Annotated in this window: 25 protein-coding genes; 11 read left to right on the top strand and 14 right to left on the bottom strand. The window is 70.3% G+C overall.

The genetic code is table 11. The annotated features are described in order from the left end of the window. Positions 1–5: 5 nt before the first annotated feature. From ACIRSS_RS39545 to ACIRSS_RS39515, 7 genes are all read right to left on the bottom strand, one after another. On the bottom strand, positions 6–926 hold the full coding sequence (locus ACIRSS_RS39545) for an anti-sigma factor RsbA family regulatory protein (protein WP_400904405.1): 921 nt from the start codon (positions 924–926) through the stop codon (positions 6–8). Positions 927–978: 52 nt separating this feature from the next. Further along, complete coding sequence (locus ACIRSS_RS39540; protein ID WP_400904403.1) at positions 979–1386, bottom strand: hypothetical protein; 408 nt, start codon at positions 1384–1386, stop codon at positions 979–981. Between the two features lie 50 nt (positions 1387–1436). Next, positions 1437–2732 (bottom strand): ATP-dependent Clp protease ATP-binding subunit ClpX, encoded by a 1296-nt coding sequence (clpX, locus tag ACIRSS_RS39535; RefSeq protein WP_125314793.1) that lies wholly within the window; start codon positions 2730–2732, stop codon positions 1437–1439. Between the two features lie 229 nt (positions 2733–2961). Then, entirely contained in the window at positions 2962–3615 is a 654-nt protein-coding gene (locus tag ACIRSS_RS39530) for an ATP-dependent Clp protease proteolytic subunit (protein WP_400904401.1), read from the bottom strand. 26 nt (positions 3616–3641) lie between these two features. Next, the gene (locus ACIRSS_RS39525) at positions 3642–4247 is read right to left on the bottom strand and encodes a ClpP family protease (RefSeq protein WP_400904400.1); all 606 of its coding nucleotides are present in this window, start codon (positions 4245–4247) and stop codon (positions 3642–3644) included. A 138-nt stretch (positions 4248–4385) separates the two neighbouring features. Continuing rightward, positions 4386–5777, bottom strand: coding sequence for a trigger factor (gene tig, locus ACIRSS_RS39520; RefSeq protein ID WP_400904398.1), 1392 nt, complete (start codon positions 5775–5777; stop codon positions 4386–4388). Between the two features lie 309 nt (positions 5778–6086). Further along, a complete protein-coding gene (locus ACIRSS_RS39515) occupies positions 6087–6677 on the bottom strand; it encodes a TetR/AcrR family transcriptional regulator (protein ID WP_400904397.1) in 591 nt (196 codons plus the stop codon). Between the two features lie 138 nt (positions 6678–6815). Between ACIRSS_RS39515 and ACIRSS_RS39510 the strand changes: the two genes are divergently transcribed. Further along, positions 6816–8906: a fatty acid desaturase gene (locus ACIRSS_RS39510; RefSeq protein ID WP_400904395.1), complete on the top strand. Its 2091-nt coding sequence runs from the start codon at positions 6816–6818 to the stop codon at positions 8904–8906. A gap of 20 nt (positions 8907–8926) precedes the next feature. Here the strand turns inward: ACIRSS_RS39510 and ACIRSS_RS39505 are convergent, their stop codons facing one another. Next, entirely contained in the window at positions 8927–9475 is a 549-nt protein-coding gene (locus ACIRSS_RS39505) for a hypothetical protein (RefSeq protein ID WP_400904393.1), read from the bottom strand. A gap of 180 nt (positions 9476–9655) precedes the next feature. On the opposite strand from ACIRSS_RS39505, the gene ACIRSS_RS39500 reads away from it, so the two are divergent. From ACIRSS_RS39500 to ACIRSS_RS39490, 3 genes are all read left to right on the top strand, one after another. Beyond that, positions 9656–11191 (top strand): sensor histidine kinase, encoded by a 1536-nt coding sequence (locus ACIRSS_RS39500; protein ID WP_400904391.1) that lies wholly within the window; start codon positions 9656–9658, stop codon positions 11189–11191. A gap of 4 nt (positions 11192–11195) precedes the next feature. Next, on the top strand, positions 11196–13073 hold the full coding sequence (locus ACIRSS_RS39495) for a glycosyltransferase family 39 protein (protein ID WP_400904390.1): 1878 nt from the start codon (positions 11196–11198) through the stop codon (positions 13071–13073). A gap of 99 nt (positions 13074–13172) precedes the next feature. Next, positions 13173–13727 carry a GNAT family N-acetyltransferase gene (locus ACIRSS_RS39490; protein ID WP_400904388.1) on the top strand — a complete coding sequence of 185 codons (555 nt, stop codon included), beginning with the start codon at positions 13173–13175 and terminating at the stop codon, positions 13725–13727. Here ACIRSS_RS39490 and ACIRSS_RS39485 read toward each other — a convergent pair. Continuing rightward, the gene (locus ACIRSS_RS39485; protein WP_400904387.1) at positions 13713–14834 is read right to left on the bottom strand and encodes a hypothetical protein; all 1122 of its coding nucleotides are present in this window, start codon (positions 14832–14834) and stop codon (positions 13713–13715) included. The genes ACIRSS_RS39490 and ACIRSS_RS39485 overlap by 15 nt on opposite strands. Further along, positions 14831–15874, bottom strand: a complete 1044-nt coding sequence (locus tag ACIRSS_RS39480) for a helix-turn-helix domain-containing protein (protein WP_400904382.1) — start codon at positions 15872–15874, stop codon at positions 14831–14833. The genes ACIRSS_RS39485 and ACIRSS_RS39480 overlap by 4 nt, the downstream gene beginning before the upstream one ends. Before the next feature lie 236 nt (positions 15875–16110). Between ACIRSS_RS39480 and ACIRSS_RS39475 the strand changes: the two genes are divergently transcribed. From ACIRSS_RS39475 to ACIRSS_RS39460, 4 genes are all read left to right on the top strand, one after another. Then, entirely contained in the window at positions 16111–16722 is a 612-nt protein-coding gene (locus tag ACIRSS_RS39475) for a hypothetical protein (protein ID WP_400904380.1), read from the top strand. A gap of 21 nt (positions 16723–16743) precedes the next feature. Next, positions 16744–17406: a Crp/Fnr family transcriptional regulator gene (locus ACIRSS_RS39470; RefSeq protein ID WP_400904378.1), complete on the top strand. Its 663-nt coding sequence runs from the start codon at positions 16744–16746 to the stop codon at positions 17404–17406. A gap of 82 nt (positions 17407–17488) precedes the next feature. Beyond that, a complete protein-coding gene (locus tag ACIRSS_RS39465; RefSeq protein ID WP_400904376.1) occupies positions 17489–17755 on the top strand; it encodes a hypothetical protein in 267 nt (88 codons plus the stop codon). Continuing rightward, positions 17752–18369 carry a hypothetical protein gene (locus ACIRSS_RS39460; RefSeq protein WP_400904375.1) on the top strand — a complete coding sequence of 206 codons (618 nt, stop codon included), beginning with the start codon at positions 17752–17754 and terminating at the stop codon, positions 18367–18369. Before ACIRSS_RS39465 ends, ACIRSS_RS39460 begins: the two co-directional genes overlap by 4 nt. 6 nt (positions 18370–18375) lie before the next feature. Here the strand turns inward: ACIRSS_RS39460 and ACIRSS_RS39455 are convergent, their stop codons facing one another. Genes ACIRSS_RS39455 through ACIRSS_RS39445 form a run of 3 tightly spaced genes read right to left on the bottom strand, consistent with a single transcriptional unit; the run spans position 18376 to position 20817 of the window. Further along, complete coding sequence (locus tag ACIRSS_RS39455) at positions 18376–19434, bottom strand: thiamine-monophosphate kinase (RefSeq protein ID WP_400904373.1); 1059 nt, start codon at positions 19432–19434, stop codon at positions 18376–18378. Continuing rightward, on the bottom strand, positions 19418–20014 hold the full coding sequence (dcd, locus tag ACIRSS_RS39450; protein WP_400904371.1) for a dCTP deaminase: 597 nt from the start codon (positions 20012–20014) through the stop codon (positions 19418–19420). Before dcd ends, ACIRSS_RS39455 begins: the two co-directional genes overlap by 17 nt. Then, complete coding sequence (locus tag ACIRSS_RS39445) at positions 20011–20817, bottom strand: hypothetical protein (protein ID WP_400904369.1); 807 nt, start codon at positions 20815–20817, stop codon at positions 20011–20013. Before ACIRSS_RS39445 ends, dcd begins: the two co-directional genes overlap by 4 nt. Positions 20818–21109: 292 nt before the next feature. Here ACIRSS_RS39445 and ACIRSS_RS39440 point away from each other — a divergent pair, with 292 nt between their 5' ends. Next, the gene (locus ACIRSS_RS39440; RefSeq protein WP_400904367.1) at positions 21110–22078 is read left to right on the top strand and encodes a hypothetical protein; all 969 of its coding nucleotides are present in this window, start codon (positions 21110–21112) and stop codon (positions 22076–22078) included. 16 nt (positions 22079–22094) lie between these two features. Here the strand turns inward: ACIRSS_RS39440 and ACIRSS_RS39435 are convergent, their stop codons facing one another. Continuing rightward, entirely contained in the window at positions 22095–23372 is a 1278-nt protein-coding gene (locus ACIRSS_RS39435; RefSeq protein WP_400904366.1) for a helix-turn-helix transcriptional regulator, read from the bottom strand. 142 nt (positions 23373–23514) lie between these two features. Between ACIRSS_RS39435 and ACIRSS_RS39430 the strand changes: the two genes are divergently transcribed. Together ACIRSS_RS39430 and ACIRSS_RS39425 are read left to right on the top strand one after the other, a co-directional pair. Next, positions 23515–24771 (top strand): glycosyltransferase, encoded by a 1257-nt coding sequence (locus ACIRSS_RS39430; RefSeq protein WP_400904364.1) that lies wholly within the window; start codon positions 23515–23517, stop codon positions 24769–24771. After that, on the top strand, positions 24771–26609 hold the full coding sequence (locus ACIRSS_RS39425; protein WP_400904362.1) for an ArnT family glycosyltransferase: 1839 nt from the start codon (positions 24771–24773) through the stop codon (positions 26607–26609). Before ACIRSS_RS39430 ends, ACIRSS_RS39425 begins: the two co-directional genes overlap by 1 nt.

Raw genomic sequence — 26609 nt, 5'->3', positions numbered from 1 at the left:
CGGCCTCAGCAGCTGAAGTGGACCCGGGTCGTCGTGCGGCCCGGGACCCAGTACGTGCGGACCAGGTCCGCCAGCCGGTTCACCAGCAGCAGCCCGCGGCCGCCCAGCGTCGTCGCCGTCGGCGGGATGCGGCCGGCCAGCGGCTCGGTGATCGTGCCCGCGTCCGTCACCTCGCCGACCACCTGGTGCTCCTCCGCCCACAGCCGGAGCACGCCCGCGCCGCCGCCGTACAGGACGCTGTTCGTCGTCAGCTCCGCGATCGCCAGCGTGAAGTCGTCGCGGCGGGGGCGGCGCAGGCCGTGGCGGGCGGCCCAGATCTCGGCGAACCCGCGCAGCGACGCCAGCTGCGCGATGTCGAACCTCCGCTCGACGGCGGCCGGCGGCGGTACCAGCGGCCGCATGAACTCCGCGCGCACGCCTTCGGGGTCGAACCGCGAGCTGGTGAACGGCCCCGCCGGCCCCCACACCTCGGGGTGGGTGCGCTCGGCGTCGGCCAGCACCGGCGGCGGCAGCGCCGCGATGTCGTACGGGCAGAGAACCGCCAGGTCGCGCCCGACCAGCGCGTTGTTGATGAGCGCCTCGTGCAGCACGCACGCCGGGTACTCGGCGCCGGTCCGGTCGCCCCACATCGGCTCCGCCACGACCCGCACCGGGCCCGCGTGCTCGCCGGCGAACGCGAGCAGCACGGACGGCAAGATCGCCCCGGGGTTGCGGCCCACGCGGCACATGTCGGTCAGCCGGACCTCGTGAACGCGGTCTTCCAGGGCTTTCTCGAGCAGCAGGAGGTTCCGGCCGGGCACCGCGACGGCCACGGGTTCACCCCGGTCGAGGCCGTCGAGCACGAACGGAACGACGCCATCGAGGTACGCTGAGTCACCGCGGTAGAAGAGTGCGGGATGCCGGAACGGTCCGAGGGCATCCACCACGGGATTGACTTACCCAGGGCATCGCAGGTTCAAACGAGCCGGACGGCGGCTTTCACTCGACCCAGCGGCCGACGACGGAGATCAGCCAGAAGCCGACCACGGCCGCGACGGCGAACAGCAGCACCCAGTTGCCCAGCGCCCGCCGGTCGGTGACGCCACGGGCCCGCCAGAGGCCGTAGCCGGCCAAGAGGAAGAGCGGCACCGGGATCAGCGGCAACGGCGACAGCCGGGACACCACGGCCACGACGCACGTGCCCGTGCACACGGCCAGCACGCCCATCAGCACCCGGTTCAGCCACGGGTACCGCTCGGCCACGGACGCGATGACGCGCTCGCTCAGCTCACGGAACCCGAGAACCGGCCCGGCGGCGACCGTCGCCGGTTCCGGGGGCGGCGGTGCCTGCACGCCACCGGCGGGGGCGGCGCCCCCACCGGTGACCGGCACAGAGTCTGCAGTCATTCAGCTTTCCTGTCGGGTCTCCGGGCCGGGTGGCCCGGAGACGCCCGGCCTCAGGCCGACTTCTCGCCGCGCTCGCTGCGCGCGCGCCGCGTCGGCTGCCGGGCGACGATCGTCGGGTTCACGTTCTCCCGGACGGTCTGCTCGGTGATGACGACCTTCGCCACGTCGTCGCGGCTCGGGATGTCGTACATCACCGGCTGGAGAACTTCTTCCATGATGGCGCGCAGCCCGCGGGCACCGGTCCCGCGCAGGACCGCCTGGTCGGCGATGGCCTCGAGCGCGGTCTTGGTGAACTCGAGCTCGACGTTGTCCATCTCGAAGAGCTTCTTGTACTGCTTCACCAGGGCGTTGCGCGGCTGGGTCAGGATGTTGACCAGCGAGTCCTTGTCCAGGTGGTTGACCGTCGCCACGACCGGGAGCCGGCCGATGAACTCCGGGATCAGCCCGAACTTGATCAGGTCCTCGGGCATGGTGTCGGAGAAGACGTCGCTCTCCTCGATCTCGGACTTGGTGCGGATCTCCGCGCCGAAGCCGAGGCCACGCTTGCCGACCCGCTCGTTGATGATCTTCTCCAGCCCGGCGAACGCGCCGGCCACGATGAACAGCACGTTCGTCGTGTCGATCTGGATGAACTCCTGGTGCGGGTGCTTGCGGCCGCCCTGCGGCGGCACCGAAGCGGTGGTGCCCTCGAGGATCTTCAGCAGCGCCTGCTGCACACCCTCGCCGGAGACGTCCCGCGTGATCGACGGGTTTTCGCTCTTCCGGGCGATCTTGTCGACCTCGTCGATGTAGATGATCCCGGTCTCGGCCCGCTTGACGTCGTAGTCCGCCGCCTGGATGAGCTTGAGCAGGATGTTCTCGACGTCCTCGCCGACGTACCCGGCCTCGGTGAGCGCCGTGGCGTCCGCGATCGCGAACGGCACGTTGAGCAGCTTCGCCAGCGTCTGCGCGAGGTAGGTCTTGCCGCACCCGGTGGGGCCGAGCATCAGGATGTTCGACTTGGCGAGCTCGACCGACTCCTCCTTGGAGTCCTTCGGCCCGGCCTTGTCGTCCGCCTGGATCCGCTTGTAGTGGTTGTAGACCGCTACCGCGAGGGTCCGCTTGGCGTCGTCCTGGCCGATGATGTACTGCTCGAGGAACTCGTGGATGTCGGCGGGCTTGGGCAGCTCGTCGAGCTTGACGTCGCCGGCCTCGGCCAGCTCCTCCTCGATGATCTCATTGCAGAGGTCGATGCACTCATCGCAGATGTAGACCCCGGGGCCGGCAATGAGCTTCTTCACCTGCTTCTGGCTCTTCCCGCAGAAAGAACACTTCAGCAGGTCTCCGCCGTCACCGATCCGTGCCATGGCCGTTGACCTCGTCCCCTCCGGCGCGCGGTGGCGCGCCTGACGTGTGTTGCGACGGTGCGACCCCCGGTCACGGACGACCGAGCGGAGCCTCACGCATTGCCACTGACGGTACCCGTCCGATGCCGTGGGCGGGAACACCCACAGGCGCCGGGAGCACGTCAGAGGACGACCCTAAACCAGAGTGCCGGTGTATGTCGTCTCCTCGACACACACCGGCCTGGCGGATCTACAGAGCCGACGCCTTCCGGTACGGCAGCACCTCGTCGATGATGCCGTACGCCTTGGCCTCCTCGGCCGTCAGGATCTTGTCGCGCTCGATGTCGGTCCGGATCTGGTCCGGGTCCTTGTTCGTGTGCTTGGCCAGGATGACCTCCATCTGGCGCCGCACCCGCTGGATCTCGTTCGCCTGGATCTCCAGGTCGGAGACCTGGCCGTACGTGCCCTCGGTGGCGGGCTGGTGGATCAGCACGCGCGAGTTCGGCAGCGCGTAGCGCTTGCCCGGCGTGCCGGCCGCCAGCAGCACCGCGGCGGCCGAGGCGGCCTGGCCGAGGCAGTACGTCTGGATGTCCGGGCGGACGAACTGCATGGTGTCGTAGATCGCCATCAGCGAGGTGAAGGAGCCACCCGGCGAGTTGATGTAGACCAGGATGTCGCGGTCCGGGTCCTCGTGCTCGAGGTGCAGCAGCTGGGCCATCACGTCGTTGGCCGACGCGTCGTCCACCTGCACGCCGAGGAAGATGACCCGCTCTTCGTAGAGCTTGTTGTACGGGTTCGACTCCTTGACGCCGTAGCTGGTCCGCTCCACGTACGACGGCAGGATGTACCGCGACTGGGGCGTGCTCGGGGCCTGGAAGTCACCCGGGAGCCGGAAGTTGCTCATGATCGAGTCTCCTGTGTGCTTCGCGCTCAGTTCGAGCCCGGACGGGCGATGTCGGCGGTGAGGACGTGGTCGACGAACCCGTACTCCTTCGCCTCCTGCGCGGTGAACCAGCGGTCGCGGTCCCCGTCCTTGATGATCTGCTCGACCGTCTGGCCGGTCTGGTCCGCGGTGATCCGGGCCAGCTCCTGCTTCCACTTGTTGAACAGGTCGGCCTGGATCGCGATGTCCGACGCCGTGCCGCCGACACCCGCCGACGGCTGGTGCATCAGGATGCGCGCGTGCGGCAGCGCGTAGCGCTTGCCCGGCTTGCCCGAGGAGAGCAGGAACTGCCCCATCGAGGCCGCCATGCCCATCGCGTAGGTCGCGACGTCCGGGCGGATGAGCTGCATGGTGTCGTAGATGGCGAACCCGGCGGTGACCGAACCGCCCGGCGAGTTGATGTAGAAGCGGATGTCGGACTCGGCGTCGTCGGCGTCGAGCAGCAACAGCTGCGCGGTGATCCGGTTGGCGACCTCGTCGTTGACCTCGGAACCGAGGACGACGATGCGCTCCTGGAGCAACCGCTCGAACACCGAGTCGGTGAGGTTGAGCCCTGCGGTGCCGGTCCGCGCCTCGGGCGTGTGCTGCGTCACGTCTGCCTGCCTTTTCGCCGGCGGCGGCCCGGTGCTGACGGCCGCCGCTGTCGTTTCAGATGCTTGAGATCTTGTATCCGACCCTAACGAACTCGGGCGGTGCAGAATGCCTGACACCGCCCAAGTTCGCTCACAGCTTCACTCCGCCGGAGTCTTCGCCGCCTCGTCGGTGACCTGCGTCTCCTGGGTTGCCTCGTCGGTGGCCGGCTCGTCGGAGCCGAACAGCTCCGTGAGGTCGACCTCGGCGCCGGAGCCGTCGGTGACGGTCGCCTTCCGGACCACGGAGGCCAGGGCCTTGCCGCGGCGGACGTCGGCGTAGATCGCGGTCAGCTGGCCGGACTGCTGGGCGCGCTGGACGTACTCGTCCGGGCTGATCCCGAAGCGCTGGGCCTGGTAGATGATCCGCTCGGTCAGCTCGCCGTCGTTGACCGACACCTCTTCCTTGTCGGCGATGGTGTCCAGCAGCAGCTGCGTGCGGACGGCCTTCTCCGACTCGGTGCGGGTCTCGGCGTCGAACTCCTCGAGCGTGCGGCCTTCGGCCTCGAGGGCCTGCGCGAACTGGGCCTCGTCGTGGTCGAACGGGTGGATCGCGTCGTGCTTGCGGTTCTCGATCTCGGCGTCGAGGACCTTCTCCGGGATCGGGACCTCGGTGCGCTCCAGGAGCTCGTCGAGCACCTTGTCGCGGGCCTGGACGCCCTGCTGCATCTTCTTGACGCGGCCGAGGCGCTCGCGCAGGTCGCCCTTGAGCTCGTCGATCGTGTCGAACTCGCTGGCCATCTGGGCGAACTCGTCGTCGGCCTCGGGCAGCTCGCGCTGCTTGACCGACTGGACGGTCACGGTCACCTCGGCGTCCTTGCCGGCGTGCTCACCGGCGACGAGCTGGGTGGTGAACGTCTTCGTCTCGCCGGCGGTCGCGCCGACGATCGCCTCGTCGATGCCGTCGACGAGCTGGCCGGAGCCGATCTCGTAGGACAGCCCGGTGGTGCTCGCCTCCTCGACGGCCTCGCCGTCGACGGTCGCGGCCAGGTCGATCGAGACGAAGTCGCCGGTCTCGGCCGGGCGCTCGACGCCGGTCAGCGTGCCGAAGCGGGCGCGCAGCTCGTCGAGCTGCTCGTCGACCTCGGCGTCGGTCAGCTCGACGTCGTCGACGGTGACCGCGAAGCCGTCCAGGTCGGGCAGCTCGATCTCCGGGCGCACGTCGACCTCGGCGGTGAACTCCAGGACGTCGCGGTCCTCGAGCTTGGTCACGTCGAACTCGGGGTTGCCGAGCGTGCGGACCTCGTTCTCGCGAACGGCCTCGATGTACTTGGCCGGGATGGCCTCGTTGACGACCTCGTCGAGCACCGGGCCGCGCCCGATCCGGCTTTCCAGGACGCGAGCGGGCGCCTTGCCGGGCCGGAAGCCCGGGATGCGCACCTGCTGGGCGATCTTGCGGTAGGCGCGGTCGAAGTTCGGCTTCAACTCGTCGAACGGCACCTCGACATTGATCTTGACTCGCGTCGGGCTCAGCTGCTCGACGGTGCTCTTCAAGGTCTTCTCCTCGAGCGGTAACGATTGTGTAGGACAATCCTGCGGAAATGGCCCCAGGTCACCTGCAGACCGGGACGTCCGAGTCTAGGCCAGTGGCCATCGCCGCCGGGCCGGGGGCCACCTGCGGCGTCACGCCCGATGCACGGACCGCCGTCACGGAGGCGCGCGAGGCCGTGATCACCCGCGAACCGGGCGCGGCGCGAGCCCCGCGGCGGCGTGGCCCCGGAAGGTGCGCCACGAGCGGTGGCCCGCCGCTCGGAACCGCCGCGGCGCGCCGGGCGAGCCGCCGCGGATCGCGCGTCGCCGGGGTCAGGGCGCGAGCATCCGGCCGATCACCCAGCGCATCTGACCCACCGCGTGCTCGGCCGAACCGCTGGGCTGCACCAGGTGGGACAGCAGCAGGCGCATCCACGCCTCGACCGCCACGGCCCACTCCGACGCCGTCAGCCGGACGCCCGGGTAGCTGCGGGCGAAGACCGCCGCTACCGCGTCGACGGCCCGGTCGATGACGGCTTCGGGCTGGGACGTGAGCAGCGGGAGGAAGTCGTCGCGGCCGCCCTGCTGGCCGCCGAGGGCGATCTCCAGGAGCGGGTTGGCGCGGGCGGCCTCGAGCGTGTGGCGGAACGCGGCCGTCACGCCGGCCACCGGGTCGTCCGGGTGCGCGGCGACGTCGTCGGTCACGCGGGCCACGAAGCGGTCGGTCTCGCTCAGCATCAGCGCCTTGGCGAGCTCGGCCTTGGAGCCCAGTTCGTTGTAGACGGTCTGCCTGCTCACGCCGACCCGCGCGGCCAGTTTGCCCATGGTGACGGCGGCCCAGCCGTCGGCCTCGATGACGTCGGCCGCCGCGGCCAGCAGCTTCTCCCGGGTCCGCGCCGGCGCCGGGTGGGTGACCGCCTTCACACGGCGAGCTTACCCGCCGGTTGCGTCCCGCTGGCCGACACCTTTTTTCGAGTCCTGCCGCGGCGTTTACAAACCCCGATGAGTTGTCTACGGTGACTCCCGCCTGGCCAGGAGCTTCTCGACCGAGGAGACCGCTCGATGCCCGTCGCCCTCACCCAGCAGCACGGCCCTGCCGTCGTGGCGACCGGTGAGACGACCGCCCGGGGCGTGCCCGCGCCGCGGATCAGCCTGCCCGCCGTCTCGGTGCCGACGCTCCTGCTCTTCGCCGGGGGCCTGGCGCTGGGGATCGTCTCGACCTGGCTGCTGCTCGCGGACCTCGTCTCGCCGGTGGTCACGGTGGTGCTGAACACCCTCGTCACCTTCGCCATGTACACGGTGGTGCACGAGTCCGCCCACCACTCGGCCGGGAAGCTGACCTGGGTCAACGAGCTCCTCGGGCGGCTGGCCGTCCCCTTCGTCGCCGCGTACGCGTCGTTCCCCTCGCTGCGGTTCGCCCACGGCGAGCACCACCGCCACACGAACGCGTCGGTGCCCGCCGACCCGGACGCCTGGACCTCGCGGGGCCCGCGCTGGCAGCTGCCGCTGCGCTGGCTGACCCTCGACTTCGCGTACGCGCGCTGCTACTTCTCCCGGCTGCGGTCCCGCCCGACCCACGAGCTGACCGAGACGCTGGTGGTGCTGACCGCGGCCCTGTCGGCGGTGGTGGCGCTGGTCGCGGCCGGCCACGGCGTCGAGCTGCTGCTCGTCTACCTGCTGCCGCAGCGGCTCGGCATGGCCCTGCTCGCGTGGTCGTTCGCCTGGCTGCCGCACCACGGCCTGCCCGCCGCGGGGCAGGCGGGCCGGTTCGGCACGACCCGCGTGCGCGTCGGCCTCGACTGGCTGCTCACCCCGGTGCTGCTGGCCCAGAACCTGCACCTGGTGCACCACCTGCACCCCGCCGTCCCGTTCCACCGGTACCGCCGGGTCTGGCTGGAGAACCGCGAGGCGTACCTGGCCCGCGACGTCCCGATCCGCACCGCCGGGGGCCGGGACCTGACCGCGGAGGAGTACCGGGTGACGGCCGGCCTCGACTGCTCCCCCGAGGTGTCCGTGCCCGCGCCCGCCGCGCCGCCGCTCGGGCCGAGCCGGTTCCACCGGCTGCGGGTGCGCGAGATCCGGCAGCTGACCGCGGACGCCGTCGCGATCACCTTCTACGTCCCGCCGCAGCTGGCCGAGGAGTTCCGGTTCACGCCGGGGCAGCACGTCGCGGTCCGCACGGTGCTCGACGGGCAGCCGGTGCGCCGGACGTACTCGATCTGCGCGCCGGCGGGCGCGGGCGAGCTGCGGATCGCGGTGAAGCGGCGGCCGGGCGGCGCGTTCTCCGGCTTCGCGAGCACGACGCTGGCCGTGGGCGACTTCCTGGACGTCCTGCCGCCGTCCGGCGGGTTCACGCTCACACCGGACCCGTCCCGGACCGCGCACTACGTCGCGCTGGCCGCCGGCAGCGGCATCACGCCGGTGCTGTCCATCGTGGTCAGCGCGCTGTCCGCGGAGCCGCACAGCCGCGCGACGTTGTTGTACGTGAACACTTCGGGCGCGACGACGATGTTCGCGAAGGAGCTGAGCTCGCTCGCGGCGGGGTTCGGCGGGCGCCTGCACGTCGTCCACTACCGGACCGACGAGCGCGACCCGGACCTGCACGCGCACCGGCCCCGCCAGTTCGACACGCTCGGCGAGGCGCTGGCGATCTCCCACGAGCGCTACCAGCGCGGCCGCCTCGACGGGACGCGCCTGCGCGCGCTGCTGCAGAACCGCCTGCACCCGGCGAAGGTCGACGAGTGGTTCCTGTGCGGCCCGCGGGGTCTGATGGACCTGGTCCGCCGCACGCTGGCCGACGCGGACGTCCCGGAGGAGAACGTCCACTTCGAACTGTTCCGCGGCGCGGCGCCCCTGCGCGACCCGGCGGGCACGCCGGCGACGGTGGCGGTGACGCTGGGCGGGACGACGACGTCCGTGCCCACGGAAGCCGGCGAAACGGTGCTGGACGCGGCGATGCGCGCCGGGTTCGAGGTGCCGTACTCGTGCACGGGCGGCGCGTGCGGGACGTGCCTGGCGACGCTGCGGCACGGGCAGGTCGACATGGACGTCCGGTACGCGCTGACGGAGGACGACGTGGCGGCGAACCGGATCCTGACGTGCCGCGCGCGGGCGACGACCCCGGAGGTCGCGGTCGACTACGACCGCCGCTGACCCCCGGGGCCACCGCGCGGTCAGCCGGTCTGCGTGGGCGGGGTTCCCTGGCCGCCACCCGGCAGCCGGCCGGGGCCGGAAGCGCCGTCCGTCACCGAGGTCGCCGTCGCCGTGTCGCCCGATTCCGTGGCCACCACCGTCACCGTGTCGCCTGTCGCCAAGCCCGTCGCCTGGTCCGACGTGATCGTGTACGTCTTCGAGAACCCGTCCTCGCTCTTCGCCGTCAGCGACGTCGCGCTCAGCGCCGTCACCTCGCCGGTCTGGGTGATCTTCGTGACGTAGCCGCCGTTTCCGTCCGATGACACGTATTCGCCGTGCAGGGCCGAAGCCAAGCCGCCCGCCCCGCCGGGGCCGCCGGTCATCCCGCCCGGGCCGGTGGCGGAGTCCGTCGACGCGGACGACGACGAAGCGGCCCAGATCGCCGCTCCCCCGCCGGCCACGATCGCCACCGCGACGGCGCCCGCCGCGATCTTCTTGCCCGGCGACCAAGCCGGCCGCGGCGGGGTGCCCGGAGCGGGGGCCGCGCCCCACGTCCGGTCCGGAGTGGACGGTGCCTGCGGTGTCGTCATGCGGTGCTCCTTAACGAGGTGTGCGATCCACGGTGGGGCCACCGGCTGTGTGCGGACTGTGCCTGCCGTCAGCCGTTCCTGTGACCGGAGGAACCGGACTCCGCGACAGGCCGGTCACCGCACAGCCGCCTCACAGGCAGCACACAACCCGCACACACGGCGCGGACGGACGCTCTACCCATGGCCGCGCGAACCGTTGCACCGCACCCCCGCCGGGGGCGCCTTTCGCTGCGCGCGAAGCTGACCGGCTCGATGGTCGTGCTGCTCACCGTGGTGTGCCTGATCGTCGGCGTGGTCAGCGAGCTCGCGCTCGACGTGTTCCTCACCCGCCAGATCGACCAGCAGCTCGCCGCCGCGGCGACGCGCTCACTGGTCTTCGCGAGCAACCCCGGGCGCCAAGGCGGCGCGCCGCCGGACGACCAGCGGGGCGAGCACCCTCTCGGGCAGAACGTCGGCACGGTGAGCGCGACCTTCGACGGGCAGGTGAAAGTCCACGACGACAGCATCTCCGAGCACGGCGCGGTCATGAGCCTCACCGCGGCGCAGCAGGCCGTCATGCTCTCGGTGCCCGCCGACGGCAAGCCGCACGCGGTGTCCTTCAGCGACCTCGGCGAGTACCGGCTGATGGCCCTGCCCGTGCCCGGGACGTCCGAGGTCGTGGTCACCGGCCTGCCGATGAAACCGGTCACCGACACGTTGCTCACCGTCGGGCTCATCCTCTTCGGCGTCGCGGCCGCCGGCGTGCTCGGCGCCGCCTTCCTCGGCGCGTTCGCGGTCCGCCGGACGCTGCGGCCGCTCGACCGCGTCGCGGCCACCGCCGGGCGCGTCACCGAGCTGCCGCTCGACCGCGGCCAGGTGGCGCTGTCGATCCGCGTGCCGGAGGCCGACACCGACCCGCGCACCGAGGTCGGCCAGGTCGGCTCGGCGCTGAACCTGATGCTCGGCCACGTCGCCCAGGCGCTCGAAGCGCGGCACGACAGCGAGCTGCGCGTCCGCCAGTTCGTCGCGGACGCCAGCCACGAGCTGCGGACGCCGCTGGCCGCGATCCGGGGGTACGCCGAGCTGGCCGCCCGCGGCAGCGCGCTCGTACCCCCGGACGTCGCGCACTCGATGGGCCGGATCCAGAGCGAGGCCGTCCGGATGAGCGCGCTCGTCGAAGACCTCCTGCTGCTCGCCCGGCTCGACGCGGGCCGCCCGCTCGACGTGCGCGACGTCGACCTCACCCGGCTGGTCGCCGACGCCGTCGGCGACGCCCAGGTCGCCGGGCGCGACCACCGGTGGCTGCTGGACCTGCCGCCGGACCCGGTGCTCGCGCTCGGCGACGTCCAGCGGCTGCACCAGGTCCTGGCGAACCTGCTGGCCAACGCGCGCACGCACACCCCGCCCGGCACCACGGTCGCGACGTCGCTCGCCCGCTCGGCCGACGGCAGCGCGGTGATCACCGTGACCGACAACGGTCCCGGCATCGCGCCGGACCTGCTGCCGGACGTCTTCGAACGGTTCGCCCGCGGCGACTCGTCGCGGTCGCGCACGGCGGGCAGCACCGGGCTCGGGCTGGCGATCGCGTGCGCCGTCGTGGTCGCCCACCACGGCACGATCGAGGTGCACAGCCGCCCGGGCCGGACGGAGTTCGCGGTACGCCTGCCTGTGGCCGTGCCCGCACAGCGGGTGCACAGCATCGGCACAACGAGGCCCCAGCTGGAGACCGGAAGCTGATCACATGACCGCTCTCGCGTCACGCGAAACCGTTATGACTCGCTCAGCGCCCATCCGCCGGACCTGGCACCGGCCGGCGCTCGCCGCGCTGCTGCTCGGCACCGCCGTGCTCTACCTGTGGGGCCTCGGCGCCTCCGGCTGGGCCAACGCCTTCTACTCCGCCGCCGCGCAAGCCGGTTCGCAGAGCTGGAAGGCGCTGTTCTTCGGGTCGAGCGACGCGGCGAACGCGATCACCGTGGACAAGACCCCGGCGGCGCTGTGGGTGATGGGCTTGTCGGCGCGGCTGTTCGGCGTCAACGCGTGGAGCATCCTCGTGCCGCAGGCGCTGATGGGCGTCGGCTCGGTCTGGCTGCTGCACGCGACGGTCAAGCGCACCTCCGGCCCGGCCGCCGGGCTCGTCGCGGGCCTCGTGCTCGCGCTGACCCCCGCGGCGGCGCTGATGTTCCGGTTCAACAACCCGGACGCGCTGCTCGTACTGCTGCTGGTCGCCGGCGCGTACTGCGTGGTCCGCGCGCTCGAGAAGGCGAGCCCGAAGTGGCTCGCGCTGGCCGGGGTCGCGGTCGGGTTCGGCTTCCTGGCCAAGATGCTCCAGGCGTTCCTCGTGCTGCCCGCGTTCGCAGTGGCGTACCTCGTCGCGGCGCCGGTGTCGCTCGGCAAGCGGCTGCTGCACCTGCTCGGCGCCTTCGCGGCGACCGTGGTCGCGGCCGGCTGGTACCTCGTGGTCGTCGCGTTGTGGCCGGCGGCCGACCGGCCGTACATCGGCGGTTCGCAGACGAACTCCTTGTGGGAACTGGCCTTCGGCTACAACGGCTTCGGCCGCATCACCGGCGACGAGGTCGGCAGCGTCGGCGGTGGTGCCGGCCGCGGCTGGGGCTCGACCGGCCTGACGCGGCTCTTCGGCAGCGAGATGGCGGGCGGCATCGCGTGGCTGATCCCCGCGGCCCTGCTGGCCCTGGGCGCCGGGCTGTGGTTCACGCGCCGCGCCCCGCGCACCGACCGTTCGCGGGCGGCCCTGCTGCTCTGGGGCGGCTGGCTGCTGGTGACGGCGCTGGTGTTCAGCTACATGGGCGGGATCATCCACCCGTACTACACGGTCGCGCTGGCCCCGGCGATCGCGGCGCTGGTCGGCACGGCGGCCGTCCAGCTGTGGCTGCTGCGCGCCAGTCCGGCGGCGTCCGGCCTGCTCAGCGGCGGGGTGGCGCTGACCGCCGTGACGACGTACCTGCTGCTGTCGGGGTCGTCGTGGCAGCCGTGGCTGGCCCCGGCGGTGCTGGTCGGCGGGCTGCTGGCGGCGGTGGCGCTGTTCTTCGCGGCCCACCTGACCCGCTGGGCGGCCTCGCTCGTGGCCGTGCTCGCCCTGGTCGTGGTGCTGTCCGGCACCGGCGCGTACACGCTGGCGACCGCGGCGACGACGCACGACGGGGCGATCCCCTCGGCCGGTCCCTCCTCGGGCTTCGGCGGCGGCTTCCGGGGTGGTCCCGGCGGCGGCTTCGGCGGCGGTCGCGGCGGCGGACCGGGGTCCCTGCTCTCGACGACGCTCCCGGGCGCACAGCTGACGGCGTTGCTCCAGCGGGACGCGTCGAAGTACACGTGGACGGCGGCCACGGTCCTCTCGAACGCGGCGGCCGGCTACCAGCTGGCCGCCGGCGCCCCGGTCATGGCGGTCGGCGGTTTCAACGGCACGGACCCGTACCCGACGCTGGACCAGTTCCGGCAGTACGTCGCGAGCGGACAGATCCACTACTTCCTCGGCGACGGCATGACGATGCGGGGCTCCACCGGTTCGGACGCGGCCCAGCAGATCGCCGAGTGGGTGGCTTCGACGTACCAGTCGTCCACGGTGGACGGCGTGACGGTGTACGACCTCACGGCCGCCGGCTGAACAAGAACCGACGAAAGCAGGGTCAGTACCGCACGACCTGGTCAACTCCGTGCCGCCTCCTGCACTATGGGAGTACCGGGAGGACGGAGGCTTCTGCAGATGACCGAGCCCAACGTAGGGCGGGCCCGCTCCGCAGACCTGTTTCCGTTCGCCGCGGCCCTCGGCGACGGCGGATTCCTCATCGATCGCTGGATCCGCCAGCGGAACGACCAGGGCGTGCTGTTCTTCGCGTGGCTGGGCTCCCGCCCGGCCGGAGCGGTGTACCTGTGGCTGGAAGAGGCCGAAGAGCCACCGATCCGCCGGCACCTGCCGGGCGTCGCGCTGCTGACCCACCTGCAGGTCCACCCCGAGCTGCGCAACCGAGGCGTCGGCGCGGCCATGGTCGGCGCGGTGGAGGAACACCTCATCGGCCACGGCCACGAGCGGGTCGCGCTGGCGGTCCGCACGGACAACCCGGCGGCGGCCCGGCTGTACGACCGTCTCGGCTACCGGGACTGGGGCCACGGCACGGTCACGTGCTACGCGCAGCTGACCCTGCCGAACGGCAACGTCCTCCAGGTGCCGGAACGCTGCTACGTGCTGGTGAAGGACCTCACCGTGGTCACGCCGGAACCGCGCGGGGAACCCAGGATCGGCGCGTCAAGCCGGTACTGACCGGCGCGAGCCGGCGACCGATTCCAGAGTGGTCAGCGCGCCGTCGATCCCCAGCCTGCCGCGGTGGTCGCGCCGCAGGTCGCGCAGGTGCTTGCGCCAGCGCACGCAGTCGTCCTGCCACGCGCGCAGGTAGCGGACGCACAAGTCCGGCGTGATCAGGTGGCTGCGCCCGATCGACGCTTTGAGGGCGGCGACCATCCGGGCCCGCTGCGCCGGTTCGATGTCCGAGGCCAGCACGCGCTCGATCGTCGTGCTGATGATCCGGCGCCGCTCGGGCAGGAACTCGGTCCAGTACCGCTCGTCGGCGTGCGCCAGCCCCAAGCCGTTGTCCAGCAGGCCGAACACGCCTTCGGCGAGGGTGTCCCCCAGCTCTTCGCCGCGAGCCCGCCGCGGGTCGTTGTAGGGGTCGTAGTCGTACTGCCACGCGGTCCCCGTCACGGCCGACGGCCGCAGCCGCAGCCCGTCCAGGAGGAAGAACCAGTCCTCGTTGTAGATGTTGGGGAAGAACGACGAGAACGCCGCTTCGCCGACCACGAGCGCGCCCCCGCCGATGAACACGTCTTGGCGGACGCCGACGTCCCGCAACGCGTGGCAGACGACCGAGTTGTCCGGCATCCCGGAGTTCGCCAGCCCGACGACCGAGTGGGCGTCGAGCAGCCCGGCGGCGGCCCGGAGGTCGCCGGGGTCGGGCAGGATGATGTCGTCGTCGAGGAACAGGATCCGCTTCCACCCGGCGAGACTCGCCATGAGCAGGCCGAGGTTCCGCTTGAGACTGGTGTCGACGGGCCGGTGGAACCGGCTGCGCCGGAGGATGTCGTCGGTGGCGAAGTCCGGCACGACCCCGTCGGGCAGCAGGTCGATGTCGATCGCGGTCACCCGGACACCCGCGCGCTTCGCGGCCAGCGCCGCGCTCCCGGCGTTCGCCCGCATGCTGCACAGGAGGACGAGGTGGGCGTCGAGCAGCTTGGCCGCGCTGATGGCCTCTTTGAGGTAGGCCGCCGGACGGCCGTTGGGCACGATGATCGCGTCCAGGGTCGCGGACGGGGCCTTGGCCGAGTCGACGTGGGCCAGCAGATGCTGGTGTGACTGGTGGTGCCGCGCGTTCACTTGGCCGCCTCGGGCCACTCGTGGAGCCGGTTCTCTTCGAGCGTCCAGTCGGGCGTCAGGCCGTTGCCGTCGACCACCAGGACCCGGCTGATGATGCTGAAGGACTTCGCGTCGCCGAACCGCTCGCGGAGGTAGGCGGTGTTCCGGTCCAGGAACCGGGCGTCCGTCAGCGCCCGCACCGCGCCCAGCGTTCCTCGACCGTACATACCATTGCATACGGTCACAGTGCGCTTCCGGTTGAACGGAGATACGCCCCGGTAGAAGTGCGCGACGTCTTCCAGCAGGTGCTCGTCGGCGTCGAGGAGCGGCTCGATCAGCTTCGACCCGCCGCGCTCCTGAACCCGGAACCCGCCGTGCTCGGCGTCCGCCTCGCGGGCGACCTGCTCCACCGGGAGGTCCACCCGTTCGATCACGTCGCGCGTGACGCTGTTGAAGTCGACTCCGCCGAGCAGGACCAGGTGGCTCGTGTAGTCGTCCGGCTCGAGCGCGTCGCTGGTGCGGAAGGTGACCGGGTTCTCGGGGTTGCGCGCCCGGATGTGGCCGTACAGCTCGATCAGCGCATCGGGATCCGCGTAGGTGTACAGCGACACGAAGTCGGGGCTCTCGGGATCCGCGTAGCTGAGGTGCTGGCGGTACTTCTCCGGGAGCTGGGCGCAGACGATCGTGATCCGCTGCAGCGGGTCGTCGAAGGTCCACAGGTCGGTCGCCCCGGTCGCCTCCTTGCCGTCACGCAGCAACAGCAGCTCGTCGAGCAGAACCTTGCGCTCCTCCTGCTCTTCGTCCGTCAGTTCCTTGAGGGGGACCAGGTGCAGTTCGCCGTCCAGCGATCGCCGGGTGGCGAACAACGTCGCGTAGGCCTCGAGCCGCCTGACCGGCAGGCGGACCGGCTTCTCCGTGTTCTCCCACGAGGAGATGAGGGAGATGCTGACCCCGCCGAATGCCTGCGCGAGCTGAGCCTGGGTGAGCCCGGCATCCGGCCACCGCTCCTCGCGCAGCCCTCTGAGGCGGCGGGCGAGCGCCCGCGGCGCGACTGGCGACACAGTCTCCGCCACCCTTCAGTAAATTTCAGTAGTGCCGAGAGTGTTGTGATAGTACTCCGCGTAGCTAAAGTCAAGGTCGGCGACCCGCGGAAGCAGGGGCTGAAACATGGCTACCGGGCAAACTTCCTCGCAGCAAACGGGTAACACCGATTCAACCCGGTTGTTCCAGGGTACTTCACCCCCTACAGTGAACTTGACTGAACTTCAGCTTCACACCTGAAGGCAGGAGCGGGCCAATGAGTACTCCAGCTGACATACCCCGGCACCGGGCCATCGTGGCGGTCGACATCGAGGGATCGACCAAACACACGAACTCGGTGCGAGCCCTGCTCCGGAATGTCCTCTACCAGCTGCTCGAAGAGGCCTTCACGATCGCCGGGATCGAACGCAAGCACCGGGAACCCTTCGTCGACCGCGGGGACGGCGCGCTGTGCCTCGTGCGGCCCTTCGACCAGGTGCCCAAGACGCTGCTGCTGGCCACCTTCGTCCCGGTGCTCGCCGATCTGCTGGACAAGCACGCCCGCGACCTCCCGGACCTCGCCTTCCGGCTCCGCGTCGCCATCCACGCCGGCGAAGTGCACCGGGACCGGCGGGGGCTGTACGGCGAAGACGTCGACATCACCTGCCGGCTGGTCGACGCTCCCGAGCTGAAGCGGCGGTTGCGCGAAACGACCGCGCCGCTCGCGCTCGCCATCTCGCAGGAGATCCACCGCGCGGTCGTGCGGCACGGCTACCCCGGCATCGACCACACCGCGTTCACCCAGGGCATCCACATCAAGCTCGGCGCAGAACGGCTTCGGGGCTGGCTCTACACGCCCGAAGCCGGCGAGGAGGGGCTGACCGCTTAAGACGGGAAACGAGGTGGGGACGTGGAACCGACGGGATTCTGGGCCGGCCTGGCCCCGGCCGATCGCCGGGCGCTGACGGCGTCCGCCACGCGGCGCTCCTACCCGCGCGGCGGAACGCTCTGCCGGGAAGGCGACCGGTCCAGCGTCGTGCTGGTGCTGCTGGCCGGGCACGTGCGGATCGTGCACGGGACGCCGGACGGGCGGGAGGTCGTCGTCGGGGTGCGCGGCACCGGGGACGTCATCGGCGAACTGGCCGCGATCGACGCGCAGCCGCGGTCGGCGACCGTCGAGGCGCTCGACGACGTGGACGTCCTGGAGGTTCCCGGCGACCGGTTCGCTGCACTGTGCCGGACGCGGTCGCGGATCTCGTGGGCGCTGCTGCAGGTGCTGTCGACGCGGCTGCGGTCGGTCGGCCGGCAGTGGCTGGAACTCGGGGGCGGCGCCGCGGCGCGGCGGGTGGCCGCGCAGCTGATGCAGCTGGCCGTCCAGCACGGGGTGCCGCGCGGCACCGACATCGAGATCGCCGTCCCGGCCACGCAGGCGGAACTGGCGATGACCGCGGCGATCTCCCGCGAGTCCTGGGCGCGGGCGACGCGCGACCTGCGCCGCCAAGGCGTCATCAGCACCGGCAGAAGACAGGTGACGATCCACCGCCTGGGCGAACTTCGACGTCTGGCGAGCTGAATCCCGCCTTCTGTGTCAGCTGACACACAGGACGCGGCGAGCCGGAGGTTTCCTGGATCCACGGGCAGAGGAGGGCACTTCCATGGACCCCTACACCACCGCACCGGGCCGCAGCCGCTGGCGCCGGGGCGTCTACGCGGCCGGGCTCGTCATCCCGTTCACCGCGTCCCAGCTTTGGGCACTGCTGGTGCTGCTGCGGCTCGCGCCGCTCGACGGGCTCGTCGGCCAGGCGTTCGTGCTGATCCTGCTGGGTTCCGTCGTCGCGATCTGGGTGGCGTGGCGCTGGACCTGGCAGCTCGGCCGGGACCGCCGGCCCGAGCCCACCCCGAAGACCCGGATCCCGACATGACGTCCGGGACGGTGATCGTCGCGGCCCTCGTGCTCGGCATCGCCGCCGGACGCCTCTCGCGCCACCTCGGCGGCCTCCTGCGCCGCCGGTTCACCGGAAGGAGCACGGAAATGACCAGCAGGCGAGCGTCGTTCCCCGCCCGGCTCTACCACTGGCGGTGGGAGGTCCTGGCGGTGACGCTGCTGCCCTACGCCCTGGTGACGTTCGCGCTGTGGGCCGGCGCGCTGTGGACGTCGGCGGTCGTCGCCGGCGCGTCCGGCCTGGCCCTGCTGCGCCGCCGCCGGGTGCTGGCCCGGATCAGCGCGATCCGCGTGCAGCACCGCCTGCGGGCGGCGTTCCCGCTGCTGCGCCTGCCCGGCGGCCGCCGTCCGGCGATCCTGTGGTCCCGGCCCCGCGGTGGCGACATCGTGGTGTCGTTGTACGGCCGCGAAGCGTTCGAGCACCTGCACCGCCACCGCACGGTCCTCGCGGCGGCGTGCGCGGTCCCGCAGGTGTACGTCGACCGCCACCCGAAGTACGCGAGCCTGGTGACGCTGACGATCAGCCCGACCGAGGCCCCGCGCGAGCGGACGGTCCTGCCGAGCAACGTCGTTCCCTTGCGGGCGCACACTTGATCGAGCTCAGGACGGCGGTGTTCCGAGCACGGCGCTGATCTGGTCTTCCAGGTCACCGCCGTGCCACGACCTGTCCGAGAAGCGCTCTTGCGCTTTCCCCTGCCAAAGTCGCGCATCGGCGCCGACGGTGATGCGCCGGTCCGCGGTGAAGACACCGATCTCCTGAACCGAAACGCCGTTGTTTCGTAGCACGTTCATCGCAGCCTCGGCGTCTCCGGCGCGCGTCACGACGACGAGACCCCAGTCCCCCCAGGTTTGTGCGAGGTCGAAAGACCGCAAACCACTCTGCTCGACCACCTGGCTCAGCGGATCTTCCAGCTCGAACTCGTCAGTGATCGCAGCACCGAGCCCATTGGCCTCGCAAAGGGCCCGAACGGTGGCGAACAAGCCGTCGGAAATATCCATCGCCGCCCGCGCAAGCCCCGACCGGGCGAGCAGCCGGCTGCCCGCCAGCTGCGCCATCGGACGAGAGGCACGTTGCCAGATCTTTTGCTCAGCGACCGCCGACAACGTCATCTTCCGAGCCTTTGCGAGCGCGGCGGCCCAGAGAAAGCCGGGCGAGCCTACCAGCAGAAGGCTGTCTCCGACGCGGACTCCGGTTCGCCGGAGCCTGCGGCCGGGAGCACACCGCCCGATGGCTGTCGCCGTCAGATGGGGAACTTCGCCGTCACTGATGTCGCCACCGACGACCTTCGTGCTGTGAGCAGCGCAGCAGTCGTCGACCCCGTCGAGCAGCCGCTCGAACTCTCGCACAGTGGTCGCCTTGGGCAGCGTGTAGTTCACCACGAGTCCCAATGGCTCGGCCCCGGCAGCAGCCAGGTCGGAGAGGTTGATCGTGATCAGCAGCCATCCCGAGTGGTAGAGGTCCCGCTCACGGAGCTGGTCGACGACAGGAGTCGGGCAACTGTCGGTCGTGGCGACCAGCTCGCTCGGGCCGTCGACGGTACCGAGCAGTGCGCTATCGTCACCGTAACTCTCCGTGTCGCGGTACCGCGGGCGAAGCACGCGCTCCTGGATGCCCCGCTCGCCCAAGTCGCCGAGCAGGTGTTCAGTCGCGTCCGACATGATCCGCCAGCCGGGACGCGGTCACCACGTGGTCGGTCGAGTAGTTGTGCGGCATCTCGCCGTAGGAGCGCCTGCTTCCGGCGGTGGCGAACAGCATCAGATTGCAGATCCGGGCACCGGGGTACAACAAGACCGGATGCCGAAGGTGATTGACTATTTCGAGAGTCAGCACGGCGCCGGCCTCGCGGCCGAAACCGGGACTGACCTGCCCGCAGAGCACGACGCCGATACCGAGCCGAGCGTAATCACTGATCCCGTCGACGAGACCCACAAGGTTCCTGGACAACCCGATCCGCTCCAACGTCGGAGCGAGAACCACCTCTCCCGGCTCGATCGTGAACCTCCCCCCGGCATCGAGTTCTTTGGCGACCATCCGCGGGTATGTAGCGCGGTCGGCGACATCGACCGGCCCGGCGGTGCGCAGGCTGAAGGCCGAGAGTCCGAGGCGGAGGCTGATCGCGGCCGGGCGGACGAGGCCCGGCTCGAACGGGTCAACGAAGAGTTCACCCTCGGCACGAGCGCGCCGGATGGCGCGATCGGTCAGGACGCCGCGCCGCCTGGAACGCGAGAACCGGGTCATCGAGGAGAAGACCCTCCGCAGATCTCAGTCACGACCGCGGCCACGATCTGCCGGAACTCCACTTCCGATATCCGACGACTGGGCTCTTCCTCACTCCGGCCCCGCGCACGGAACACGACTGTCGTTGATTCACGACGCGGACCCTGGACGACGATCGTGGCCGTCAAATCCGTTCCCAACGGCTCGAGGGTGTGGATCACCTCAGTACCGCACGAGTAGACATCACCCCGGGATACACGTGGTGATCTCGTCTTGACCAGCCGGACTGCCCCGTCAGCGACGAGTGCCTCCGGAGCATCAGGATCGGTGCCATAGCGATAACGGCCGAACGGATCTCCTCCTTCGGACGCCTCGCGGTACTCCGGTACGACGACGCCTCGGCCGGTCAGCACGGTCGACGCGAACTCCCAACGGTGGCTGTGCGGGTTCGGCTCTCCCCGTCTCGACGCCTCCGACCTGGGCCAGACGTGCATGCGAATCTTGAACTCGGGTTCAGCCGAAGTGTGCAGCACGAGTTTCGCGAATCCATTGGAATGCCAGTAAGAACGCTCGACCATTGCCTTCAACTTCTGCTCGTCCCTGGTTGCTCCCTTCAGCCAGCAGCCGAAAGCGTGCGGGTCGTCGCGCACCAATTCGGCAGCCGCGACAAGTTGCGGCGCGCCGGGCGCGGCTTCAGTCAGGACCGAGGCAAGGCCGGACGAAAACCACGCCTCGGCCGCATGGAAGACTCGCTCCTCCGCGGCGGCAACCGGACGGGCGGCTCCCTGCGTGGACACGGTGTGCGGTCGCAGCCTGGACACCATCACCCGAACCATCTGTCACAGCAAGCGTCATACCTCGTCGCCATGATCACTCTCTCAGCGTGACTCGTTCCGGCTGCACGGCCATTATAGCTGCCCCGACCTCGGCCAGATCCGACGTTTCCGACACAGATCACAGCGGCCCTCATTTCGTCAAGCGACCATCAGCATGAACATCGGGACACCGGAAACAGACTGTCATCACCAACAACGAAAGGTCACCATGCCGACAAGCCGCGAAAACCCACGCTCCGCGTCAGCTCGGCCCGGCCGAGCGGCTCGCCTGATACACGGAGTGCGCCGAGATCCCGAACAGCTCATTGTTCTCCTCGCAGCCGCGACAGTGGCCGTACTCGGCGCGACCGACACGGTAAACGACACAAAGACACTTCTCGCCGCGACTCTGGCAACCTTGGCCGTTCTGGGTTTTTCAATTTTCAAACAGGCCATGCGCCAAGAGGGCAGCGACCAGAACATCATCGAACTCGCCCAGTTGACGGTAGCGGCGAAAAACGTAGTCGATGGAATCGAAACCAATCTCACGCGAGACTCGTCAGTGCTACTACTGGCTACACCTGCGGACAAACAGAAGACTTTCGACAAAGCAATGGCCAGTACGAACATGTGGCAGTTCGAAGGTGGCACTGGATCATTCACCCGATCTTGGACGCTGCCTACCTTGGCCGCGCGTGCACGCGAGACCAGCACGGGGGCTCACTGGCGGGTACAACTGCAGATATTGGATCCGCGAAACACCACCTGCTGCCAGAGGTACGCCGAGTACCGAGCTAAACTCTCGCGTCGTCACGGCAGCCCGGCCGACACAGTCTGGACGACAGAGTACGTACAGATCAGCTGCCTTGCAACGATCTTCGCCGCCCACTGGCATCAACAGCACGAGTTCTTGGTCGTAGAAATAAGACTGAAGCCGGATTTCAGGATGTTTCGGTACGACATCTCGTCCGACTGGGTCATTCAGACCAACGAAGACGTTCAATTTCCCGCCGCAGGCTTTCCCAGGCGGGAGAACAAACTGACGTTCTACTACGCGTATCGCGCAGACTTCGACCTTCGCTTCGAGTCCATCGATCCCACACTGAAGCCAAAGACCGACGTACGTGTTCCCGCCGACAAAGACGACGTCACCGAAGACGATGTCTTCCGCGTGCTCCGGGATGTCGGGATCGCCGAGCAGACCCTGGAAGGTCTTCCGCTGAACGCGATTCGCAAACTCGCGTTCAGCACGAAGAGCTCATACCACTGAGTGCTCGTATGACTGTCTATTCTGCGGCTGGCGGAGGTAGCAACTGCGGAGTCGGGAACGCCAGTGCGACGGCGCGCAGAGCCGTCACGGCGTCGAGCGTCATCCAGATCGGGAGATCGCCACTGCCCCAAGCCCACAGACCGCGCGACGGTTCGTAGCGTTCCCACAACGAGTTCAACGCGCGGCTCAGCCTGGCCACCGGCACTTGTGGCGCCTCGGCCAGAGCCTGGAGGACCCAGGCGGAGGTGAAGTGCTTGATCGTGACCCGCACGTCCGGCCGGCCCTGCGGCTGCGGCAATGCGAGGTCTTCGGAGACGCCGTCGTCGGGGTGGACCCGCTCGACGAGCCAGCGGGTGCCGATTTCGACGGCGTCGGAGACTTCGTCGCTGCCGCGCCCGGAGCGCAGCAGTTCGCGCAGCGCCACCACCGCCCGTGCCGTGTGCGCGGTGGACGGTTCCGGCGCGACCAGCCCCTCCTCCTTCTTCTCGCCCCACAGCGGGACGCCGTCGAAGTCGAGGCGAGCCGCGACGAGGTCGTCGGTCAGGCGGCGGGTGAGCGGGGCGTCCGGCCCGAGCCGGACCGAAGCGCGCAATGCGGAAGAGAGCAGGAACGGCCGCGTCCGGGTGCGGTCGTCGAGTGAGCGTTCGAGGTAGGTCAGCCCGTCCTCGGCGGTGAGGATGGTGCTGGCCTGGAACAGGGCGCCCACGACCGCGGCCGCGACCTCGGGCCGGCGGCCTTCCGACCGGCCCTGCCAGCCGAAGTCGGAACGTTTAGCGTAGAGGTCCTCGACGACCGCATGTAGGTCGATGTAGGGCTCGCCTACCACGACCATCGCCGAGATCCCGTAGGCGGTGGCGAGCGCCGTGTGCGCGCCCCGCTTCTGGAGGTTGTGCCGCCAGCCGACCGGGCGGCCGTTCGCGTCGCGGATCAGCTCGTCGGCGAGGCTGGTGCCGGCGCGGCGGAAGACCTCGAGCAGGGAGCCGGCCGTGGTCAGCGCTCCGGCGGCCGCTGGGGCCGGTGAGCGGGCTGCTTCGACCAGGTCCACCAGGGAGTTTCCCGCCCGGAAGTGATCGTCGAGCAGCCTGGCGTTCTCCGCCGACGGCAGGTACCGCCCCGCCTCCCATTGGGTCAGGTTCGCGCGGGCCACGCCCACGATCCGGGCCACGTCCGCCTGGGTCTGCTGCGCCGCCTTGCGCAGCCGGCGCAGCTCGGCGCCGACGTGCTCGGTTGTTACCACATCATCACTACCTAACGGCCGCCGCGCGGCCGTGGAATGCAGGTAAGCCCTCGACATCAGCCAACCGAGCCGAGTACGCGATGAAGACCAGCGGAACGGTGAGGCACGGCTGTAGTTTATCCGGCACCGGGCGCGGCCCACAGGAACCGCACAGGGCGATCACACGATCACCAAAGCGGGGCCCGCGACCGTAGTACCCATGACAGCCACCGCCTCCGCAGCAAGGCCCGGGACCGTCCCGGTCGATCTGGCCGGTCCACAGCCCGTCCTCGACGTCGTCATCCCGGTCTACAACGAAGAGACCGACCTCGAACCGTGCATCCGCCGGCTGCACGCGCACCTGGCCGACCACGTCTCCTACCCCTACCGGATCACCATCGCCGACAACGCGAGCACCGACTCCACGCTGCGGGTGGCGGAAAGACTGTCCCGGGAGTTCCCCGAGGTCGCCGTCCACCACCTCGAGGAAAAGGGCCGCGGCCGCGCGCTCAACGCCGTCTGGCGCGCCTCCGACGCCGCCGTTCTCGCCTACATGGACGTCGACCTCTCCACCGATCTCGCCGCGCTCGGGCCGCTCGTCGCTCCGCTTCTTTCCGGGCACTCCGATCTCGCCATCGGCAGCAGGCTCGCCCGGGGGGCGCGAGTCGTGCGGGGGCCGAAGCGCGAGTTCATCTCCCGCGCCTACAACCTCATCCTCAAGTCGACACTCGCCGCGAAGTTCAGCGACGCCCAGTGCGGCTTCAAGGCCATCCGCGCCGACGTCGCGCGCGAGCTGCTCCCCCACGTCGAGGACACCGGCTGGTTCTTCGACACCGAGCTGCTCGTCCTCGCGCAACGCGCCGGGCTGCGGATCCACGAGGTGCCCGTCGACTGGGTCGACGACCCGAACTCCTCGGTCAACATCGTGAAGACCGCCGCCGCCGACCTCAAGGGCATCGCCCGCGTCACGAAGGCCACCTTCACCGGCGAGATCCCGATCAGCCGGCTGCGCGAGCAGCTCGGCCGGCAGCCCATCGGCGTCGAGGCGCCGGGCGTGCCGCCGCGGCTGGTGACGCAGCTCGTGCGGTTCGCCGCCATCGGCGTCAGCAGCACGCTCGCCTACCTCGTCCTGTTCCTGCTGCTGCGGACGGCGGTCGGCGCGCAGGCGGCGAACTTCACCTCACTGCTGGTGACGGCGATCGGGAACACCGCGCTGAACCGGCGGCTCACGTTCGGCATCCGCGGACGCTCCGGCGCCGGGCGCCACCAGTTCGAAGGGCTGATCGTCTTCGGTCTCGGCCTCGCCCTGACGAGCGGGTCGCTGGCCCTGCTCAACGGATCCACCACCCCCGGCCTGGTCCTGGAGATCACCGTGCTCGTGCTGGCGAACCTCGCCGCGACGGTGCTCCGGTTCCTGCTCCTGCGCGGCTGGGTCTTCAACCCGCGCCGCCAGGCCGCTACCCAGAAGGAGTTCTGATGACCGCCGTCCTGTCCGGCACCGTGACGCAGGAACCGCGTCACCGCAAGGAATCCGGGGCGCACGCGCCGCCGCAATGGGTCCGCCCGGCGGTGTTCGGGCTGCTGGCCGCGACCGCCGTGCTCTACTTCTGGAACCTCACCGCCTCCGGCTACGGCAACAGCTTCTACGCCGCCGCCGTGCAGTCCGGGACGCAGGACTGGAAGGCGTGGCTGTTCGGGTCGCTCGACTCGGGCAACGTCCTGACCGTCGACAAGCCGCCCGCGGCGCTGTGGGTCGCGACGGCCTTCGCGCGGATCTTCGGCTTCTCCAGCTTCACCGTGCTCGCCCCGCAGGCTTTGATGGGCGTCGCGTCCGTCGGGATCCTTTACCTGACGGTGAAACGGACTTCCGGCCCGATCGCGGGGCTCATGGCCGGTGCGATGCTCGCCTTGACGCCGGTCGCGGCGCTGATGTTCCGGTTCAACAACCCGGACGCGCTGCTCGTGCTGCTGATGGTCGCCGGCGCCTACTTCGTCGTGCGCGCAACGGAAAAGGCCAGTCCCAGGTGGCTCGCGCTGGCCGGTGTCGCGATCGGGTTCGGCTTCCTGACGAAGATGATGCAGGCGTTCCTGGTGCTGCCGGCGTTCGGGCTGGCGTACCTGATCGCGGCGCCGACGTCGCTGCCCAAGCGGCTGCTGCACCTCGGCGGCGCGGTCGTCGCCCTGGTCGTCTCCGCCGGCTGGTACATCGCGCTGGTCGATCTCTGGCCGACGGCGTCACGGCCGTACATCGGCGGGTCCGAAGGGGACAGTCTGCTCGAACTCGCGTTGGGCTACAACGGGTTGTCGCGCATCTTCGGCGGCGGCGACGGCGGTGGCCCGGGCGGTGGCGGCGGCATGGGCGGGAACACCGGCTTCGGTGGCGCATCCGGGCTGTTCCGGATGTTCGGGTCGAGCTTCGGCACGGAGATCTCGTGGCTGCTGCCGGCCGCGCTGATCGGGCTGGTCGCCGGGTTGTGGTTCACCCGCCGCGCGCCGCGCACCGACCGGACGCGCCTGGGGCTGGTGCTGTGGGGCGGCTGGCTGGTCGTCACGGCACTGGTGTTCAGCTACATGAGCGGCATCGTGCACCCGTACTACTCGGTCGCGCTGGCCCCGGCGATCGCCGCGCTGGTCGCGATTTCGGGCCGCGCGCTGTGGCAGGGCCGGGCGAACCCGGGCCCGCGGGCGACGCTGGCCGGGATGGTCGTCGCGACGGCGGTGTGGTCGTTCATCCTGCTCGACCGGACGCCGGACTGGTTCCCGGCGCTGCGCTGGATCGTCGCGGTGCTCGGCGTCCTCGTCGGGACGGTGCTGGTGATGGGCGTGCCGACCGTCCGGAAGGCGGCCGCGGTCGTGGCGACGGCGGTGGTCCTGACCCTGGGCGTGTCGACGGCGGCCTACGGCGTCGAGACGGCGTCGATCGCGCACAGCGGCTCGATCCCGACGTCCGGTCCGACGTCGAGCGCGATGGGCGGCGGCTTCGGCGACGAATCGTCCTCGAGCGCGGTCGGCGAGCTGCTGGCCAAGACGACGACGAAGTGGGCCGCGGCGACGACCGGTTCGCAGAACGCGGCGTCGCTGGAACTGGCCAGCGGCAAGGCGGTGATCGGCATCGGCGGCTGGAGCGGGTCCGACCCGGCCCCGACGCTGGACGAGTTCAAGGCGTACGTCGCGGCCGGCGAGATCAAGTACTACATCGACGGCGGCCGCGGCGGCGGCCCGGGCGGTGGCTCTTCGGAGATCACCGCGTGGGTGACGGCGAACTTCACCGCCACCACGGTCGACGGCCAGACGGTCTACGACCTGCAGAAGTGA

Origin of the sequence: Amycolatopsis sp. NPDC101161, assembly GCF_044768185.1 — a bacterium.
Lineage (GTDB): Bacteria > Actinomycetota > Actinomycetes > Mycobacteriales > Pseudonocardiaceae > Amycolatopsis.
Note: the sequence above shows the minus strand (reverse complement) of the source record. Positions and strands in the feature narration are given on the sequence as shown.

Coding starts and splice junctions, on each gene's coding strand:
- ACIRSS_RS39540 (WP_400904403.1), bottom strand. CDS start 1,386: ATGACTGCAGACTCTGTGCCGGTCACCGGTGGGGGCGCCGCCCCCGCC.
- clpX (WP_125314793.1), bottom strand. CDS start 2,732: ATGGCACGGATCGGTGACGGCGGAGACCTGCTGAAGTGTTCTTTCTGC.
- ACIRSS_RS39530 (WP_400904401.1), bottom strand. CDS start 3,615: ATGAGCAACTTCCGGCTCCCGGGTGACTTCCAGGCCCCGAGCACGCCC.
- ACIRSS_RS39510 (WP_400904395.1), top strand. CDS start 6,816: ATGCCCGTCGCCCTCACCCAGCAGCACGGCCCTGCCGTCGTGGCGACC.
- ACIRSS_RS39505 (WP_400904393.1), bottom strand. CDS start 9,475: ATGACGACACCGCAGGCACCGTCCACTCCGGACCGGACGTGGGGCGCG.
- ACIRSS_RS39500 (WP_400904391.1), top strand. CDS start 9,656: ATGGCCGCGCGAACCGTTGCACCGCACCCCCGCCGGGGGCGCCTTTCG.
- ACIRSS_RS39495 (WP_400904390.1), top strand. CDS start 11,196: ATGACCGCTCTCGCGTCACGCGAAACCGTTATGACTCGCTCAGCGCCC.
- ACIRSS_RS39490 (WP_400904388.1), top strand. CDS start 13,173: ATGACCGAGCCCAACGTAGGGCGGGCCCGCTCCGCAGACCTGTTTCCG.
- ACIRSS_RS39475 (WP_400904380.1), top strand. CDS start 16,111: ATGAGTACTCCAGCTGACATACCCCGGCACCGGGCCATCGTGGCGGTC.
- ACIRSS_RS39465 (WP_400904376.1), top strand. CDS start 17,489: ATGGACCCCTACACCACCGCACCGGGCCGCAGCCGCTGGCGCCGGGGC.
- ACIRSS_RS39460 (WP_400904375.1), top strand. CDS start 17,752: ATGACGTCCGGGACGGTGATCGTCGCGGCCCTCGTGCTCGGCATCGCC.
- ACIRSS_RS39455 (WP_400904373.1), bottom strand. CDS start 19,434: ATGTCGGACGCGACTGAACACCTGCTCGGCGACTTGGGCGAGCGGGGC.
- dcd (WP_400904371.1), bottom strand. CDS start 20,014: ATGACCCGGTTCTCGCGTTCCAGGCGGCGCGGCGTCCTGACCGATCGC.
- ACIRSS_RS39445 (WP_400904369.1), bottom strand. CDS start 20,817: ATGGTGTCCAGGCTGCGACCGCACACCGTGTCCACGCAGGGAGCCGCC.
- ACIRSS_RS39435 (WP_400904366.1), bottom strand. CDS start 23,372: ATGTCGAGGGCTTACCTGCATTCCACGGCCGCGCGGCGGCCGTTAGGT.
- ACIRSS_RS39430 (WP_400904364.1), top strand. CDS start 23,515: ATGACAGCCACCGCCTCCGCAGCAAGGCCCGGGACCGTCCCGGTCGAT.
- ACIRSS_RS39425 (WP_400904362.1), top strand. CDS start 24,771: ATGACCGCCGTCCTGTCCGGCACCGTGACGCAGGAACCGCGTCACCGC.